The sequence below is a fragment of the uncultured Marixanthomonas sp. genome, assembly GCF_963974425.1.
GTDB lineage: Bacteria > Bacteroidota > Bacteroidia > Flavobacteriales > Flavobacteriaceae > Marixanthomonas.
The window spans coordinates 22,156-37,992 of the sequence record NZ_CAXBCK010000037.1 but is presented as its reverse complement, the minus strand read 5'-3'; the positions used below and the strand labels follow the sequence as shown (position 1 = coordinate 37,992).

The window sequence follows — 15,837 nt, the reverse complement described above, 5'->3', positions numbered from 1 at the left end:
TCTTAGCTCAGTTTTATAAAAATCATGGGGTTGTGCAACGGTTACCATTGTTGCCAGTAGTTTTTTATTCATCAAACCAAATTGAAATATCTTCACAACTTGAATGGGTCATTGAAACTTGGCGAGCTATTCCATTAAATTCAATTAGCTTTTTCCAGTTACCGTCATCGTTTTTGTAAAGTGCAGTAAATCCACGTCCTTTACAGCGCCAGTTTTTAAATACCGAAACTCTCGCATACTTACTGTCTTTTGAAAAAATCGGTTTGGAAAATTGAAAATAAACTTTTTCCTCAATATTACTTTCTCTGTCAATCCGCCAAGCTTTTTTCAATTCAGCGTGAAATTTGTCGTTATCCCAAATCTTGTTTTTGTTCCAAAACCATTTTTTCCGGACAATAAGCGTATGAGGTTCTCTATTTTTTGTAAGACTATCATATTCCTTTTGTTCAATATTGTATTTGACAAATCTGACTTTCTTGCTTGTTGGTGGCGAAGTCTGTTGTATTCGTTCATCGGGAACGTATTTTACATTTTTAAAATCATAGTTGCTCCAGTTTAAAGTTTTATCAGACTTCTCATAAATCAGATTAACAGGAAAGTTTTTGTCAATCATTTTTAGTTCTCTAATCTGATAGTTTTGAAGCGAATCATAAATTTTCGGTTTTTCCAAGCTTTCTGGGACTAAAAAATAATATTCAAAATTTTCTGGAACTTCACAATCAGCAATTTGGTCAATCAAATTTTTGATATCGGGGTTTTGTCCGAACAAATTCAAAGCAAAAAAGATTGATATGATTAAAAATATTTGTTTCATTCAAATTACTGGCAACACAACTATAAACACTATTGTGTTTATATCTTATATATCGATACAATGCTAAAATACACTTTTTGAAGTGGTTGACTTAATACAGTCTTTAAAAAATTCCGCGTCGTTTGCGTTCGTTTTTCAGTAGAATAAGTTCACGGCTGGTTTGCCCTGCTACAGAGGGGTTTTCTTCAGCGCGACGTATTAAATAAGGCATGACCTCTTTTACCGGGCCAAAAGGCATATATTTTGAAACATTAAATCCCTCACTTGCTAAGTTGTAGCTTATATTGTCACTCATACCGTATAATTGTCCAAACCATACACGCTCATCACTTTTTTCAAGCTCTTTTGTTTTCATGATTTCCATCGCTAAATAACAACTTACTTCATTATGTGTACCTATGTACAAGGTAATATCCTCCAAGTGATCTAAGATATATCGAGTAACTTGATTAAAATTATCGTCAGTTGCTTGTTTACTTTCGCAAATGGGTGTTGGGTATTGCTCCTCTTCAGCTCGTTCATTTTCTTTCTCCATATATGCACCACGAACTACTTTAAAGCCTAATCTAAACCCCTTTTCTTTTGCTTTTTTATGAAGCTTATGCAAATACTCTTCTCTATCCCATCGATAGCATTGCAAGGTGTTAAAGATAACAACTCGTTTTGTATTATACTTTTCCATCATCTGCTCGCACAATTCATCTGCAGCATCTTGCATCCAGGATTCTTCAGCATCGACTAAAAGAGAAACACCGCATTCATCGGCTGCTTTACAAACCGTTTCATAACGACTTACAATTCGATCCCACTCGGCTTCTTCTTCTTTGGTAAGCGATTTGTTTTCGGTTTTTTTACGCCATATTTCAAAGCGACCTAAACCGGTTGGTTTAAATACTGAGAAAGGCATCGCTTCTTTGTTTTGAGCAAAGCTGGTAAGTTCAACAATCTTATTCATTGTTTTATCAAACTGTGCTTCGTCTTCTTGCCCTTCTACCGAATAATCTAATACTGAATGCACATTTGCTTTAAATAAAGCATCAACTGTATTCATACAGTCTTCTTCACTTACACCACCGCAAAAATGATCGAATACGGTAGAACGAATTAAACCCTCAACAGGAAGATTAATATTCAAGGCAAACTTAGTAACTGCTGTACCTATACGTACTAGAGGTTCGTTTGCAATCATCTTAAACAAGAAGTATGCGCGCTCCACTTCAGCATCAGACTTTAGCTGAAACGCGATTTCCGTATTATTGAAAAGTAAATTCGTTTCCATATAAAAATAATGTGCGCAAATATAGTTAGATTTGGCACTATAAAAACAGCTGAAAATCACTTTTTACCACATAAAACATTATAATTTAGTTGTAACAGAACACGATTAACATCAACCTTCTGAAACAAAGGAAAGTACAGTGGTTAGCTAACTTTTTAAATATGAAAGAAATTAAGAAAAATGAAGGATCTGTTTATGGTGATGAAAATGCTTGGAATGCTTTTATAAACCAAATAAAAGATCTAAACCCCACAAAAACATTTATTCTAACCGATGAAAACACAAAACAGCACTGTCTCCCCTATTTTTTAAGTAAAACTCAATTTGACAAACAACCCGAAGTGCTTACCATTTCGGCAGGAGAAATCCATAAAAATATAGCAACTTGTGTTACACTGTGGAACAAACTTTCTGAAAAAGGAGCCGACCGCAATAGCCTGCTTATTAATTTAGGCGGTGGTGTGGTTACAGATCTTGGTGGTTTTGTGGCTTGCACCTTTAAACGAGGTATTTCATTTATTAACATCCCCACTTCCCTATTGGCTATGGTCGATGCTTCGGTTGGTGGTAAAAACGGGGTTGATCTTGGAAGCTTAAAAAACCAAGTTGGAGTTATAAAAAACCCAGTACAAGTAATTATTGATACTGAATTTTTAAAAACGCTACCAAAACCACATATAACTTCTGGTTTGGCAGAAATGCTAAAACACGGTTTAATTTATTCTGAAGAATATTGGAATAACGTACAACATTTTGACGTATTTGATAAAATTAAAGCAAGCAACCTAATTTGGGAGTCTGTATTAATTAAAAACAAAGTAGTAACAGAAGATCCTTTTGAAAAAAGTAGAAGAAAAACCTTAAACTATGGCCATACGCTTGGTCACGCCATTGAATCGTACTTTATGGATGTTTCGGCCAAAGATACTTCTAAAAAAGAATTGCTACACGGAGAAGCTATTGCTATTGGAATGATACTAGCAAACTATATTTCGCATAGGCTCTGCTCCTTTCCGAAGAAAAAATTAGATGAAATATCCACTATGATACTAGCTAAGTTTAAAAAAGTAGTATTTAGCACAGAAGCCATCGAAGAGATAATAAACTTATTGATTTTTGATAAAAAGAACAGTGGAGGAGTTATCTATTTTGTATTACTAAATGATATAGGCGATTACAAAATAAATTGTACGGTACCTAATGACGTAATTCGTGACGCCTTTAATTATTATGAAAAAATTTAAAAATTAGTTTTTAAATACCAATAACTCTTTTATTTTTGAAACTATAAATACACAACCCAACAACAGTAAACGCAATGAAACGAGTTATTGTAGATTTTAAAAAATTGACCCCAGAAATACTATCGTTATTAGTTGAAAAATATCCTGATGGGTATGATGACGACCACGTAATACGATTTAAAAATGCAAAAAATGAAACGGTGGATGCTGTTGAAGTACGTACGGAAGACTCAATCTATTTGGTAAAAGTAAGTTCACGGCTTGAAGATACCATGGCAAAATTTGAAGAGGATGATTACGATGTTGAAGATTATACCGAACCAATAAGCGAAATCCCCGAAAAGTCACTTTCTGGTGATGAAGAGGAATAGGTAACACAAAAAAAGAGGCGGAAATTCCGCCTCTTTTTTATATTTCAGTCTGTTTTTAAGCGTGTTGTAATTCATGCTTACCTTCTTTAATTTCTTCAATTAATTTTGAATTGAATGCTGGTAAATCATCTGGGTTTCTACTAGTAACGAATCCTTCATCTACAACTACTTCTTCGTCTACCCAATTAGCTCCTGCATTAATCAAATCATCTTTGATAGAATTAAAGGAAGTCATTTTTCTTCCCTTCACTACATCTGCAGAAATCAATATTTGAGGGCCGTGGCAAATTGCTGCGACTGGTTTTTTTTGTGCAAAAAAGTCTTTAACAAAGTTTAATGCGTTTTCATTTCTACGAAGTTTGTCAGGGTTTATCACTCCACCTGGCACAACTAGTGCATTATATTGATTCGCATTTACACTATCAAGTGTTTTATCTACATTATATTCATTGCTCCAATTTCCGTTATCCCACGCTTTAATGCTTCCAGTATTTTCGCTAACGATATCAACGGTAAAGCCTTCTTTTTCCATCGCCTCTTTGGGTGATTTTAATTCAGATTCTTCAAAACCGTCTGTTGCAATAATTGCTATTCTCTTGTCCATAATTTTTTTGTTTTTATTAATTTTTCTTTTATACTAAGATACTAGTATGGACAAGGGCTCACAAATGATTGGTATTAATGTTCTATTAAAACATCGTTAAAGTTCGTTAGAGCTATCTGTATTATTCTTTAGGGATTTTGCTTTATTATGGTCTTCTTTTAATTTGTTCTTGTAGGCTCTAAGCTCTTCAAGTTCTTTTTCATATGATAATGTAGCGTGTTTGGTAGGAGATATTTTAATATTTCGATACAGCGCCCAGTTTACAGTCAATTCGGCTCCAAAAAATAGAATAAGACAGGTATAGTAAACCCAAAGTAAAATAAGAACAACGCTTCCAGCAGCTCCATATACCGACGCTGGATTAGATTGCGAAAAGTAAAATCCGATTAAATATTTTCCTACTAGAAATAACAATGATGTTAAAAAAGCACCTAAAATAGTTGTTTTCCATTTAATCTTCACATCGGGTAAAATAGTGAATATAGAAGCAAATAAAGCTGTAATAAATATCTGTGATATTAAGAAATTTAAAACGTTTACCATAACCGTAGAAGCTTCAGAGTAATAATCACTTACATAATTACTTAGAGCTGAAATCGCAGCTGAAATAAATAAGGTTATTAGGAGTAACAATCCAATAGCCAAGACCACTCCAAAGGATGTAGCTCTTCTTTTGAGCATATTCATAAATCCTTCTTCCTTGGCGCGTACGCTCCAAATATTGTTTAGCGCTTTTTGAAGCTGAAAAAAGACACCTGTTGCTGCAAAAATCAACATTCCAACTCCAATAATAATGGTAATTAACGAACTATCTTCAAGAGCTGCATTGGAAATCATGGTTTCGATTGCTTCAGCACTCCCCTGCCCTATTAAACCTCCTATTTCGCTTGTTATTCTTCCTTGTACAGCCTCACCACCGTAAAATATACCGGCAAAATGAACTGTTATCATCAATAAAGAAGGTAATGAAAACAAAGCATAGTACGCAATTACAGCACTTTTTGCCCATGGATCGTTTTTATCCCAACTTATATACGTTTCTTTTAAAAATTTAAAGAACTTCATTATATATATCGTTCTTTTATGATATTTATGTGATGCAATTCGTGCCCACAAATAATAAATCCTGCTGCTATAACAGACAGTGGTTTATCATCTGCAGTTCCGATTTTATTCAGTATATCTTCAGAAAAACTTTTAAAAAGTGCTATCGTAGCTTCACGTACCCCCATATACTCGTTTATTAAGCTTTTAATTGTACGATTATTAGCATTGGAGTTCTTTGCAAAAAGATTTTCGTCATAACCTCTTAATTTTACCTGGTTAGATCGAGCTATTTGTAAAGCACGGTAACTAAAAACACGTTCGGTATCTATTACATGCAACAAGATTTCCTTTGGCGTCCATTTTCCTTCTGCATATTGATAACTCCAAACATCTTCGGGTAGTGATTTATAAAACCTTTTGCATTCTATCATCCCTAATTTTAAAGCTTTTTTTAATGGATGCTCAACAACTAAATCTATATACCTTTTAAAATAGGGATGGTAATGAGATGTTGGTATTGTCGTTTCCATAAAATCTTGTTTTAAATATTAAAGATAAAAAAACCCTTTGCATTAAAACAAAGGGTTAACTAAATTATAATATTGATACTATTTTTATTTTATATCCATAAAAATAGAATGCATTAATCGTTTTTTATCATTAATACTTTCTTCCAATGAAATCATTGTTTCAGTGCGTGTAACACCCTCAATATCATCTATTTGATAAATAATATTTTTAGCATGACTAGTATCTTTTGCTCTAATTTTACAGAAAATATTGAACTTGCCCGTAGTAACGTGAGCAACAGTTACAAAAGGGATTTCGTTAATACGCTCTAACACAAATTGTGTTTGCGATGTTTTTTGAAGAAATACACCAACGTATGCTATAAAGGAATATCCTAATTTTTTATAATCCAATTTAAGTGAAGATCCTGTAATAAATCCTGCATCTTCCATTTTTTTAACGCGTACATGTACTGTTCCTGCAGAAATTCCTAATTTTTTTGCGATGTCAGTAAAAGCTGTTCGTGTATTCTCGATAAGCATATCAAGAATTTTGTGATCTGTTTCGTCTAATTTAAATTTTGCCATAGCTCTTTATTTTTTTGGAGTGCAAAAATAGTAAGTTTTTCATAAAAAAAGAACACATTTATTGAAAAATAATTTCTTTAGCATTATTTTTATAATGAATTGTTAAAACTTCTTCGTTAATAACAACTTTTTGTTGAGAATTTATTAATATTTCCTCATAACAAAGATCGATTTCTTTATGTCCGTTGTAATTCATTAAACCGCTAACTTCTTTTATAATAGGGATTAACTGAATTTTTTTATTAATAAGTTCTTCTTTATATTGAATTGCAATAGATACTGAATCTTTTTCTTGTTCTACTTGTGCATTTCTCAAAATAATATCCCAAAAATTTTTTTTGTTTTCAGGAATACCAAAATAACCATTGTAATCTAAAGCTTTATTCCCTTCTGAAGTAATATCAAACAGCTCTAAAAAGGCATAAAAAATATACTCCCGTGTTTTTTCCCGTTGATAATCGTTTTGATAATGTCCTGCTTCAAATAAAATAGTTGGTACTCCAGAAGCGGTAAAACGATCCCCTACGCAATTAATATTAAAGGAGTCGTCATAGCGCCCTATTTGACCAGGAATATACTTTTGCAACACATTGCTCATCTTTACTATAAGTCCCATTGCAGTTTGGCGTGCCTTTGTAATTGTACGATCTTTATCGGCAGAGGGTGCTAAAAATGATATGGTGGCGGTTTTATTGTTATCCAGTCCATATATGGTGCGCTGGTCGTGAAGGTTTAAACATAAAGCCGGCTTTATTTCGTTAAAAAGATCGTGCAAATGCTGGCTTTCTTTTTGAGTCAGGTTCAACGCATCCCGGTTTAAATCGACTTTATTAGCATTTTCTCGAGTATAAGCCTCAGCGCCATCAGGATTTAATATAGGAACTAGGTAAAGCGTATACGTGCTTAAAAAATGTTTTTTTTCTTTCTGAAACAGTTCTTTTTGATCGATAAATTTTAAAAAGTCTAAAACAGCTTTTGTGGTCGTCGATTCATTTCCATGCATTTGTGACCAGGCCAAAACCTTTTTAGCTCCATTTCCAATTTTTAAAACAGGAATTTCTTTTCCTTTTTCTGAAACCACCGTTTTATAAATTACAATTTCTGAATTGTTTTTTATAAGCGGCATTACATCTTTTAAGGTAATGTAACGTCCTTTAACAGGAGCTAAGAAATAGGATTGATATGCTTCTTCTATTGTCATAACTTTAATTCTGTTGACAAAGTTAAACAACCCTTTGTTTACAACCGTAAACAAAAAATATATTTAAATATGGGTACACTTGTAAACAAATAACTGCTTTAAACCGATGTGGTTCAAGTTAATTTAACATTCATTCATGTATAAACATACAAATATCATAATATCAGTTACTTATGTGTCGTTATATAATCTTACACTTTAGCACGAACAAGCTTTTACAATGTTTAATTTGGTGTTGTTATCGTAATATTTTACATTTGTAAACGATAGAATGTTTTGAATTACGTTACAATGGTAAACAGTGAAGATTTTACTAAAAGGCTTGAAAAAATCATGGATTTTTATGGGTTATCTGCTACTGCTTTTTCTGAAGCGATAGACTTTAACCGCTCTACTATTTCGCATTTACTTTCGGGTAGAAATAAACCCAGTTTAGAATTTGTTATGCAAGTTGTTCAGAAATTTCCAGAAGTAGAATTATATTGGTTGCTAAATGGTAAAGGCTCCTTCCCTACACAAAAAGAAAACGAAAAACCAGTTGTTGATATAAAAAAGAGTTCAATAAGTAATATACCTAAAGAAACTTTTCGTGAAGAGGATACGCTTGGCAAAGAAACTGAAATAGATAAAATCGTGATTTTCTATAAAGATGGAAGCTTTAAAGCCTACGAAAATTAAAAGCCCCTATTTTATCAGCAATTATCTACTAATAATTCTTAATAAAGCATTTCGAAATTGTTTTAAAATGCGGAAATTTGCATAGAAACTAATTTTATGCGTTTACTCTCCTCAATTTTCCTGTTATTTATTTTAGCTGGCTGCTATCAGCCTGAAAGAAACTGCAAAAAATTTAAAAATGGAACTTTTGAGTTTAAAGCATTAGTGGGCACTGAGCTTGAGACAACCACTTTTATGCGTAACGACTCGATAGAAATAGACTACTATCAAGGAAAAGCAGATACATCAAGCGTACGATGGATTAATGATTGTGAATACATTGTGCAGAAAATTAACCCTAAAAATCGTGCTGAAGAAAAGGCCATTCACATGAAAATTTTAACTACTGATGGCGATGAATATACTTTTGAATACAATATTGTGGGACAAGAAAAAAAACAAAAAGGAACTGCTACTAAGGTAGAAAGTAGTGTTAAGTAGGCAGTAGACAGTAAGCAGTAGAATTAAAAACGTTTCTAACCCATTCTACTAGCATCTTTGTGACATCGCGAGAAATCAACACCCAGCAGCATTCGTCAAGCAACTGTCAGCGTGCATCTAGCATCATTTCTCTTTTAACATAGCATTTTGTTCCTCCATTAACTTTTCAATATTGGAAAGTAACTCAATGTTTTTAGGGGTTTCCACCGTTTTATTTTTAGGGTCTTCAGATTTTTTCTTAAAGCGATTAATAAACTTGATGACCACGAAAATTGTAAAAGCTATAATAAGGAAATCAATTAAAACCTCCATAAGCTCTCCATAACCAATAGCGACTTCATCAACTCCTTCGGCAGCTTGACGAAGAATGTATTTTTTATCGCCCAATCTAACATCATCAGTAAGTAAAGAAAGCGGCGGCATCACCACTTTTTTCACCAATGTACTAACCACATTATTAAAGGCGGTACCAATAATGATCCCGACCGCCATATCGATCATATTGCCTTTTATAGCAAAATTTTTAAACTCTTGATATAAACTTGCCATGAATGCTCTAATTTTATTTATTCAAACAAAGAAGTTTGTCCTTCTCCATCATCACCTTCTCCATCTAAATCATTTCCCCCTTCTGAAACAGCTTCTTCATCAATTACATCTATATCTTTCGTAGAAACCTCTTTCGGAGGGTTGTAAGGCAACGCATCTAATGTGTTAATTTCAAGGACTTTTTCTTTAGTTAATTGGTTTCCTAAAGCTGTTATGCCTTTAATAGCGATAAATTCTTCCAAGTTCAGTTCTAAATTATCTTCCCGTTCTTTCCCACGTTGCTTCACAAAAACTACTTCGGCCATAGGACGATACTCCGTGAATATTTTTTCGAGATAAGACTTTGGATGGTCTGAAATAATCACTTCTTCTTTGTCAGGATTTTCTACTAAAAAGCGTTTTACGTAAAACAGTTCTTTTTCGCCATCCCAATAAATAGCAGAGAGCGGTTTTTTAGGCTCCCATTTTTCAAGTACGATCATATCGTCATCGAAACGTAGCGTAAGTTCAGGTACCGCCGTTTTAACAGTTCCATCTTGGTTTACAATCAGCAACCTATCTTCACTTCTAAACTGCCCTAATAGTTCGCCTCTGTCATCCATATTAAGTCGTTTAACAGTTTCGTCAAACCAAATTTTTCTGGGTTTTAAAGTAGAAAGCCCTTTTTCCTTCAATTCAACTCGTTTAACAGGATACTTTGTAACAATATTTCCTTTAGAGTTTCTTCCTTTTACATTTTGATCAGCAAAATCAAGATCGAATTTTAATTTTTTAATGTTTCCTTTTTGTCTTAAAAGGATTGTGACCACTTCGGCCTCGCCATTAGGGTTTGCAGTAAAATATAGCACTTTACTTCCTTTGTTGCCTTGTGTAAGGTCATAATCACGATCGCGCGTCATCGAAGTGACTGAAAAGCGTTTTACATACGTAGTTCCGTTTTTTCCGTCGCGGTAAATCATATTGTAAATACGTCGTTTGTCTTTCTTTTTAAAGACAGCTACGTGAATAATATTTTTACCGATAAAAGTCTTTGTATCAACTTTCGTGACTACCATCTTTCCTTCTTCAGTAAAACAGATGATGTCATCAATATCACTACAATCAGTAACATATTCGTCACGACGAAGACTTGTACCAATAAAACCTTCTTCCCTATTTACATATAGTTTTGTGTTTCTAATTACAACTTTTGTGGCTTCAATATCTTCAAAAACACGAATTTCAGTTTTACGCTCTTTTCCTTCACCATAATCCTTTTTAAGCCGTTTAAAGTAATCTATTGCGTACTCAATAAGATTGTTTAAGTGATGCTTTATTTCAGCAATGTTATCTTCCAGCGCATCAATTTTTTGTTGTGCTTTATCAATATCAAATTTTGAAATTCGCTTAATTCTAATTTCGGTTAACCGGACGATATCTTCTTCGGTCACGGCGCGTTTTAAATGCTTAATATGCGGCTTTAATCCTTCGTCAATTGCCTTAATTACGCCTTCCCATGTTTCTTCTTCTTCAATATCACGATAGATTCTATTTTCAATGAAAATTCGCTCTAAGGAAGCAAAATGCCATTGTTCTTCATATTCATCGAGTTTGATTTCCAACTCACTTTTAAGTAGTTCTACAGTTCTATCGGTAGAACGACGGAGCATTTCAGAAACCCCTACAAACAGTGGTTTATTGTCTTCAATAACACAACCTAAGGGTGATACGGAGTTTTCACAACTGGTAAAAGCATATAACGCATCAATCGTCTTGTCCGGTGAAATACCATTTGGAATATGTACCAATATCTCCACTTCGGCAGCCGTATTATCTTCAATTTTCTTAACTTTTATCTTTCCTTTTTCATTGGCTTTTAAAATGGAGTCGATTAAAGAAGAAGTTGTGGTCGCATACGGTATTTCGGTAATAACCAGTATGTTTTTATCGTATTGACTTATTTTTGCACGGCTTCTTATTTTACCCCCGCGAACCCCATCTTTATAGTCCGTTGCGTCCATAATTCCTCCCGTTGGAAAATCGGGAACTAACTGGAAACGTTTTCCTTGCAGGTGTTTAACTGAAGCATCAATTAACTCAATAAAATTATGTGGTAGTACCTTTGTAGAAAGCCCCACTGCAATACCTTCAGCTCCTTGAGCTAACAATAACGGAAACATTACCGGTAAATTAATCGGCTCTTTTTTACGACCATCATACGAAGCTTGCCATCCGGTTATTTTTGGGTTATAAACTACATCTAAGGCAAATTTTGAAAGTCGTGCTTCAATATATCGGGAAGCTGCTGCCCGGTCTCCTGTTAAAATATTTCCCCAGTTACCTTGGGTGTCAATCAAGAGGTCTTTTTGACCAATTTGCACCATCGCATCGGCAATACTGGCATCACCGTGAGGGTGATACTGCATGGTATGTCCTACAATATTGGCAACTTTGTTATAACGGCCATCATCCAAATCTTTCATGGAATGCATGATGCGCCGTTGTACAGGTTTAAAACCGTCTTCTATCGCAGGAACAGCACGCTCCAAAATCACATAACTGGCATAATCTAAAAACCAGTCGCGGTACATACCCGTGACTTTCGTGATGGTTTCACTATTTTCGGTGGGTTCCTCCTGTGGGTTTAATTCTTCTTCGTTTGGGGTATTTTCTTCCGCCATGTATTAATATTGGGCTGCTCGCACAGCATTGGTTTAATTTTTATTTCTGAATAGTATACGCTCCGTTTTCAGGCTGTATTTCTTCGCCGTTCAATTTAAATTTTTCAATCGATAGTACATCGAAACATTTACCTGGATTTAGTTTTAAGTTTAGGTTTAGTATATCGGTTTCATCATCATTCAGGTTCAAAGAATAGTCTTTTTCAGATTCGAATTGCTCAAAAAAAAGAACAATAGCCATTTTATCATTACCTTCAGAAAAATCTAAAAAAAGCGTATCCGTACCTCTTGTCAATGTTATTTCTGAAGGTTTGTATACATTATCTTCGCCTAAAAGAGAAACACCTTCACTATTTTCAATTGATATAAATGCTACTGGTTCTACCGGAGAAACAAGAGCACAGTCACTATAGTTGCCTTTACTACAGGAAGCAAAAATAAATAGTAAGATACTTAATAATAAAGGTATTACTTTCTTCATTTTAAGTTGCTGTTATGATGCTGGTTCAACTTCATCCAACTCTACTTTTAAGTTTTCAATAATGAACTCCTGCCTATCTGGAGTGTTTTTGCCCATATAAAACTTTAGCAATTCATCAATGCTCATTGCTTTGTCCAACATCACAGGGTCCAACCGAATGTTATCACCTATAAAATGTTGAAATTCATCAGGTGAAATTTCACCCAATCCTTTAAATCGGGTTGTTTCAGGTTTGGGTTTCAATTTTTCAAGGGCGTTTCTCTTTTCTTCGGGAGAATAACAATAAATGGTTTCTTTTTTATTACGAACCCTAAATAATGGAGTTTGCAATATGTACAAATGGCCTTGCTTTATTAATTCAGGAAAAAACTGTAGAAAAAACGTAATTAACAACAACCTAATGTGCATTCCATCTACATCGGCATCGGTGGCAATTACAATATTGTTATAGCGAAGATCTTCCATTGAGTCTTCTATATTCAACGCAGCTTGCAACAGATTAAATTCTTCATTTTCATACACAATCTTCTTGCTCATATTGTAGCTATTGAGCGGCTTTCCTCTTAGTGAAAAAACAGCTTGTGTATTCACGTCACGACTTTTGGTAATACTACCACTCGCAGAATCCCCCTCGGTAATAAAAAGCGTTGTTTCTAGGCGGCGTTCTTTTTTCATATCGCCTAAATGCACTCTACAGTCTCTTAGCTTTTTATTATGAAGACTGGCTTTTTTAGCACGATCACGCGCTAATTTTCGAATGCCCTTTAAATCCTTACGTTCCCGTTCGGCTTGAATTATTTTTCGCTGAATGGCATCAGCAACTTCTGGGTTTTTATGTAGGTAATTATCTAAATATTTTTTTACAAAATCATTTATGTAGGTGCGTACAGTTGGCAAATTTCCACCCATATCGGTAGAACCTAATTTTGTTTTGGTCTGGCTTTCAAAAACAGGTTCCATTACTTTAATGCTAATTGCCGAAACAATTGATTTTCGTACATCGCTAGACTCGTAATTTTTACCGTAATATTCACGAATAGTCTTCACAATACTTTCCCTAAAAGCGGCTTGATGTGTACCTCCTTGAGTGGTGTTCTGTCCGTTTACAAAACTGTGGTACTCTTCGCTATATTGGGTTTTACTGTGGGTAATAGCCACTTCAATATCTTCTCCCTTTAAATGAATAATGGGGTATAACATGTCTTCTTTGGACATTTTATCTTCTAAAAGATCTTTAAGTCCGTTTTCAGATTTAAATTTTTCACCGTTAAAATCTATCGTAAGTCCTGGGTTAAGGTATACGTAGTTTTTCAGCATTTTTTCTACGTATTCGTTTCGGTACTTGAAGTTTTTAAAAATAGCTTCATCGGGTATAAATTCGATACGAGTACCTTTTCGTTTACCAGAATCTTCAATTTCTGGGTCGTTTTTAAGCTCACCTAGGCTAAACTCTGCCGATTTGTGTTGTCCATCACGTACCGATTCTACTTTAAAAAAAGCAGATAATGCATTTACAGCCTTGGTACCAACCCCATTTAATCCTACAGATTTTTTAAAAGCACGGGTATCATATTTACCACCAGTATTCATTTTTGAAACCACATCGACTACTTTCCCTAATGGAATGCCCCGACCGTAATCCCGAACTTTTACTTCTTGGTCTTTTATGCGCACCTCAATAGTTTTACCAGCACCCATTACAAACTCGTCCACACAGTTATCTATCACTTCTTTAAGCAATATATAAATACCATCATCTGGAGACGAACCATCACCTAATTTTCCAATATACATTCCAGGACGCATGCGGATGTGCTCTTTCCAGTCTAACGACCTAATATTATCTTCTGTGTATTTTGTATCTGACATAAAATTTCCTGAATATGCCCTAAATATAGGGTTTAAGCATCAATTTTTAAACCTGAAAAGGCGAAAGTAATTAACAATAATTTATACGGCATTGTTAGTAAAATCTGAATTGCTAATTTCTGAAACATTACTACCCTGTTACCGTTGTCGAAAATATTAAAATTATTACAAAAAAACGAGTTCATTTAGATGACTTAAATTGTTTTTTATAACTTAATAGAAATTTCGAAATCAGACTATGGAATTTATTGATTACTATAAAATTTTGGGGCTTAGCAAAGGTACAACTGCAGCCGAAATAAAGAAAGCATATCGTAAGTTGGCGCGTAAGTATCACCCCGACATAAATCCGGATGATAAAGAAGCGCAGCAAAAGTTTCAACGTATAAATGAAGCGAATGCGGTTTTAAGTGATCCTGAAAAACGAAAGAAATACGACAAATACGGTAAAGATTGGGAGCACGCTGATGCGTATGAAGAAGCGCAACGCAAACAACAAGCTTCTGGCGGTTTTGGTGGTAGCCAACAACGCACCTACACTTCACGGGGCGGAAATTTTGATGACAGTCAATTTTCAGACTTTTTTGAATCCATGTTTGGTGGAGGAGGTTTTTCAGGTGGAAGACAACGCACCCACGCCCAATTTAAAGGACAAGATTTTAACGCGACTCTACGCCTTAATCTTACCGATATATTGACTTCACAAAAACAAACCATAAACCTAGGCGAAAAGAAAATACGCTTAACCATACCCGTTGGAGTTGAAGACGGACAATCAATTAAAATTAAAGGTTATGGCGGAGAAGGTGCTGGTGGCGGTCCCAAAGGCGATCTTTACATTACATTCGAAATTATTAACAATACTCAGTTTAAACGAGTTGGTAAAAATTTATATCAAACTCATGAAATTGATTTGTACACCGCACTGTTGGGAGGAAAAGAAACTGTTGATACGTTAACGGGAAAAGTAAAATTGACTATCAAACCCGAAACCCAAACCGGAACCAAGGTAAAACTGAAAGAAAAAGGAATGCCGGTGTATAAAAATGAGGGGGCATTTGGCGATCTATTTATCACTTATAAAGTTACGCTTCCTAAAAACCTTTCTGAAGAAGAAAAAGAACTCTTCACCAAACTTTCTAAATTACGTTAATTATGGCACATTCTAAATATATACAAGTAAGCACGTATTGCAAACAGACGAATATAGATCGTGATTTTATTCAATCTTTAGAGCAATACGGTTTTATTAAAGTTAAGGTAACCAAAAACGAGCCTGAAATTGCCGAAGATGACATAACTGAAATAGAACGTATGTTTCGGCTGCACAAAGAGCTTGGTATTAACCTAGAAGGAATTGATGCCTTGAACAACCTAGTAAAACGAATGCGCATGATGAAAACCGAGCTGTTTCAATTAAAAAATAGATTAAAACTTTACGAATAAATAAATTTCTAATTTGC

The 15,837-nt window shown here is 34.4% G+C and carries 17 protein-coding genes; 6 read left to right on the top strand and 11 right to left on the bottom strand.

Annotated features, from left to right (window positions below):
- Window positions 1-64: 64 nt before the first annotated feature.
- Entirely contained in the window at window positions 65-814 is a 750-nt protein-coding gene (locus tag AACZ92_RS11585; protein ID WP_339701439.1) for a hypothetical protein, read from the bottom strand.
- A gap of 103 nt (window positions 815-917) precedes the next feature.
- On the bottom strand, window positions 918-2,093 hold the full coding sequence (locus AACZ92_RS11580; RefSeq protein WP_339701435.1) for a proline dehydrogenase family protein: 1,176 nt from the start codon (window positions 2,091-2,093) through the stop codon (window positions 918-920).
- 161 nt (window positions 2,094-2,254) lie between these two features.
- On the opposite strand from AACZ92_RS11580, the gene aroB reads away from it, so the two are divergent.
- Together aroB and AACZ92_RS11570 are read left to right on the top strand one after the other, a co-directional pair.
- Window positions 2,255-3,337 carry a 3-dehydroquinate synthase gene (aroB, locus tag AACZ92_RS11575; protein WP_339701432.1) on the top strand — a complete coding sequence of 361 codons (1,083 nt, stop codon included), beginning with the start codon at window positions 2,255-2,257 and terminating at the stop codon, window positions 3,335-3,337.
- Window positions 3,338-3,411: 74 nt separating this feature from the next.
- Window positions 3,412-3,708 (top strand): hypothetical protein, encoded by a 297-nt coding sequence (locus AACZ92_RS11570; protein ID WP_339701429.1) that lies wholly within the window; start codon window positions 3,412-3,414, stop codon window positions 3,706-3,708.
- A 55-nt stretch (window positions 3,709-3,763) separates the two neighbouring features.
- On the opposite strand, the gene AACZ92_RS11565 is transcribed toward AACZ92_RS11570, so the two are convergent.
- The 5 genes from AACZ92_RS11565 to AACZ92_RS11545 all read right to left on the bottom strand — a co-directional run bounded on the left by AACZ92_RS11565 (window position 3,764) and on the right by AACZ92_RS11545 (window position 7,657).
- On the bottom strand, window positions 3,764-4,312 hold the full coding sequence (locus tag AACZ92_RS11565) for a type 1 glutamine amidotransferase domain-containing protein (protein ID WP_339701426.1): 549 nt from the start codon (window positions 4,310-4,312) through the stop codon (window positions 3,764-3,766).
- 96 nt (window positions 4,313-4,408) lie between these two features.
- Complete coding sequence (locus tag AACZ92_RS11560; RefSeq protein ID WP_339701423.1) at window positions 4,409-5,377, bottom strand: YihY/virulence factor BrkB family protein; 969 nt, start codon at window positions 5,375-5,377, stop codon at window positions 4,409-4,411.
- Window positions 5,377-5,889, bottom strand: a complete 513-nt coding sequence (locus tag AACZ92_RS11555) for a DinB family protein (RefSeq protein WP_339701420.1) — start codon at window positions 5,887-5,889, stop codon at window positions 5,377-5,379. Before AACZ92_RS11555 ends, AACZ92_RS11560 begins: the two co-directional genes overlap by 1 nt.
- 84 nt (window positions 5,890-5,973) lie before the next feature.
- Complete coding sequence (locus AACZ92_RS11550) at window positions 5,974-6,456, bottom strand: winged helix-turn-helix transcriptional regulator (protein WP_117160261.1); 483 nt, start codon at window positions 6,454-6,456, stop codon at window positions 5,974-5,976.
- A gap of 58 nt (window positions 6,457-6,514) precedes the next feature.
- On the bottom strand, window positions 6,515-7,657 hold the full coding sequence (locus AACZ92_RS11545) for a M14 family zinc carboxypeptidase (protein ID WP_339701415.1): 1,143 nt from the start codon (window positions 7,655-7,657) through the stop codon (window positions 6,515-6,517).
- A gap of 276 nt (window positions 7,658-7,933) precedes the next feature.
- Between AACZ92_RS11545 and AACZ92_RS11540 the strand changes: the two genes are divergently transcribed.
- Together AACZ92_RS11540 and AACZ92_RS11535 are read left to right on the top strand one after the other, a co-directional pair.
- Window positions 7,934-8,335, top strand: coding sequence for a helix-turn-helix transcriptional regulator (locus AACZ92_RS11540; RefSeq protein ID WP_339701412.1), 402 nt, complete (start codon window positions 7,934-7,936; stop codon window positions 8,333-8,335).
- A gap of 96 nt (window positions 8,336-8,431) precedes the next feature.
- The gene (locus AACZ92_RS11535; RefSeq protein ID WP_339701409.1) at window positions 8,432-8,815 is read left to right on the top strand and encodes a DNA topoisomerase IV; all 384 of its coding nucleotides are present in this window, start codon (window positions 8,432-8,434) and stop codon (window positions 8,813-8,815) included.
- Window positions 8,816-8,938: 123 nt separating this feature from the next.
- On the opposite strand, the gene mscL is transcribed toward AACZ92_RS11535, so the two are convergent.
- Genes mscL through AACZ92_RS11515 form a run of 4 tightly spaced genes read right to left on the bottom strand, consistent with a single transcriptional unit; the run spans window position 8,939 to window position 14,374 of the window.
- Window positions 8,939-9,364: a large-conductance mechanosensitive channel protein MscL gene (gene mscL / locus AACZ92_RS11530; protein ID WP_339701406.1), complete on the bottom strand. Its 426-nt coding sequence runs from the start codon at window positions 9,362-9,364 to the stop codon at window positions 8,939-8,941.
- A gap of 17 nt (window positions 9,365-9,381) precedes the next feature.
- Window positions 9,382-12,024, bottom strand: a complete 2,643-nt coding sequence (locus AACZ92_RS11525) for a DNA gyrase/topoisomerase IV subunit A (protein ID WP_339701403.1) — start codon at window positions 12,022-12,024, stop codon at window positions 9,382-9,384.
- Between the two features lie 40 nt (window positions 12,025-12,064).
- Entirely contained in the window at window positions 12,065-12,505 is a 441-nt protein-coding gene (locus AACZ92_RS11520; RefSeq protein WP_339701400.1) for a hypothetical protein, read from the bottom strand.
- A 12-nt stretch (window positions 12,506-12,517) separates the two neighbouring features.
- Window positions 12,518-14,374 carry a DNA topoisomerase IV subunit B gene (locus AACZ92_RS11515; protein ID WP_339701397.1) on the bottom strand — a complete coding sequence of 619 codons (1,857 nt, stop codon included), beginning with the start codon at window positions 14,372-14,374 and terminating at the stop codon, window positions 12,518-12,520.
- A 238-nt stretch (window positions 14,375-14,612) separates the two neighbouring features.
- Here AACZ92_RS11515 and AACZ92_RS11510 point away from each other — a divergent pair, with 238 nt between their 5' ends.
- Together AACZ92_RS11510 and AACZ92_RS11505 are read left to right on the top strand one after the other, a co-directional pair.
- Entirely contained in the window at window positions 14,613-15,527 is a 915-nt protein-coding gene (locus AACZ92_RS11510) for a J domain-containing protein (protein ID WP_339701394.1), read from the top strand.
- A 2-nt stretch (window positions 15,528-15,529) separates the two neighbouring features.
- Entirely contained in the window at window positions 15,530-15,820 is a 291-nt protein-coding gene (locus AACZ92_RS11505) for a chaperone modulator CbpM (protein WP_339701391.1), read from the top strand.
- Window positions 15,821-15,837 lie beyond the last annotated feature (17 nt).

Excerpts from the sequence above, each read along its gene's own strand:
- AACZ92_RS11585 (WP_339701439.1), bottom strand. The coding sequence starts at position 814 with ATGAAACAAATATTTTTAATCATATCAATCTTTTTTGCTTTGAATTTG.
- AACZ92_RS11580 (WP_339701435.1), bottom strand. The coding sequence starts at position 2,093 with ATGGAAACGAATTTACTTTTCAATAATACGGAAATCGCGTTTCAGCTA.
- aroB (WP_339701432.1), top strand. The coding sequence starts at position 2,255 with ATGAAAGAAATTAAGAAAAATGAAGGATCTGTTTATGGTGATGAAAAT.
- AACZ92_RS11570 (WP_339701429.1), top strand. The coding sequence starts at position 3,412 with ATGAAACGAGTTATTGTAGATTTTAAAAAATTGACCCCAGAAATACTA.
- AACZ92_RS11565 (WP_339701426.1), bottom strand. The coding sequence starts at position 4,312 with ATGGACAAGAGAATAGCAATTATTGCAACAGACGGTTTTGAAGAATCT.
- AACZ92_RS11560 (WP_339701423.1), bottom strand. The coding sequence starts at position 5,377 with ATGAAGTTCTTTAAATTTTTAAAAGAAACGTATATAAGTTGGGATAAA.
- AACZ92_RS11555 (WP_339701420.1), bottom strand. The coding sequence starts at position 5,889 with ATGGAAACGACAATACCAACATCTCATTACCATCCCTATTTTAAAAGG.
- AACZ92_RS11550 (WP_117160261.1), bottom strand. The coding sequence starts at position 6,456 with ATGGCAAAATTTAAATTAGACGAAACAGATCACAAAATTCTTGATATG.
- AACZ92_RS11545 (WP_339701415.1), bottom strand. The coding sequence starts at position 7,657 with ATGACAATAGAAGAAGCATATCAATCCTATTTCTTAGCTCCTGTTAAA.
- AACZ92_RS11535 (WP_339701409.1), top strand. The coding sequence starts at position 8,432 with ATGCGTTTACTCTCCTCAATTTTCCTGTTATTTATTTTAGCTGGCTGC.
- mscL (WP_339701406.1), bottom strand. The coding sequence starts at position 9,364 with ATGGCAAGTTTATATCAAGAGTTTAAAAATTTTGCTATAAAAGGCAAT.
- AACZ92_RS11525 (WP_339701403.1), bottom strand. The coding sequence starts at position 12,024 with ATGGCGGAAGAAAATACCCCAAACGAAGAAGAATTAAACCCACAGGAG.
- AACZ92_RS11520 (WP_339701400.1), bottom strand. The coding sequence starts at position 12,505 with ATGAAGAAAGTAATACCTTTATTATTAAGTATCTTACTATTTATTTTT.
- AACZ92_RS11515 (WP_339701397.1), bottom strand. The coding sequence starts at position 14,374 with ATGTCAGATACAAAATACACAGAAGATAATATTAGGTCGTTAGACTGG.
- AACZ92_RS11510 (WP_339701394.1), top strand. The coding sequence starts at position 14,613 with ATGGAATTTATTGATTACTATAAAATTTTGGGGCTTAGCAAAGGTACA.
- AACZ92_RS11505 (WP_339701391.1), top strand. The coding sequence starts at position 15,530 with ATGGCACATTCTAAATATATACAAGTAAGCACGTATTGCAAACAGACG.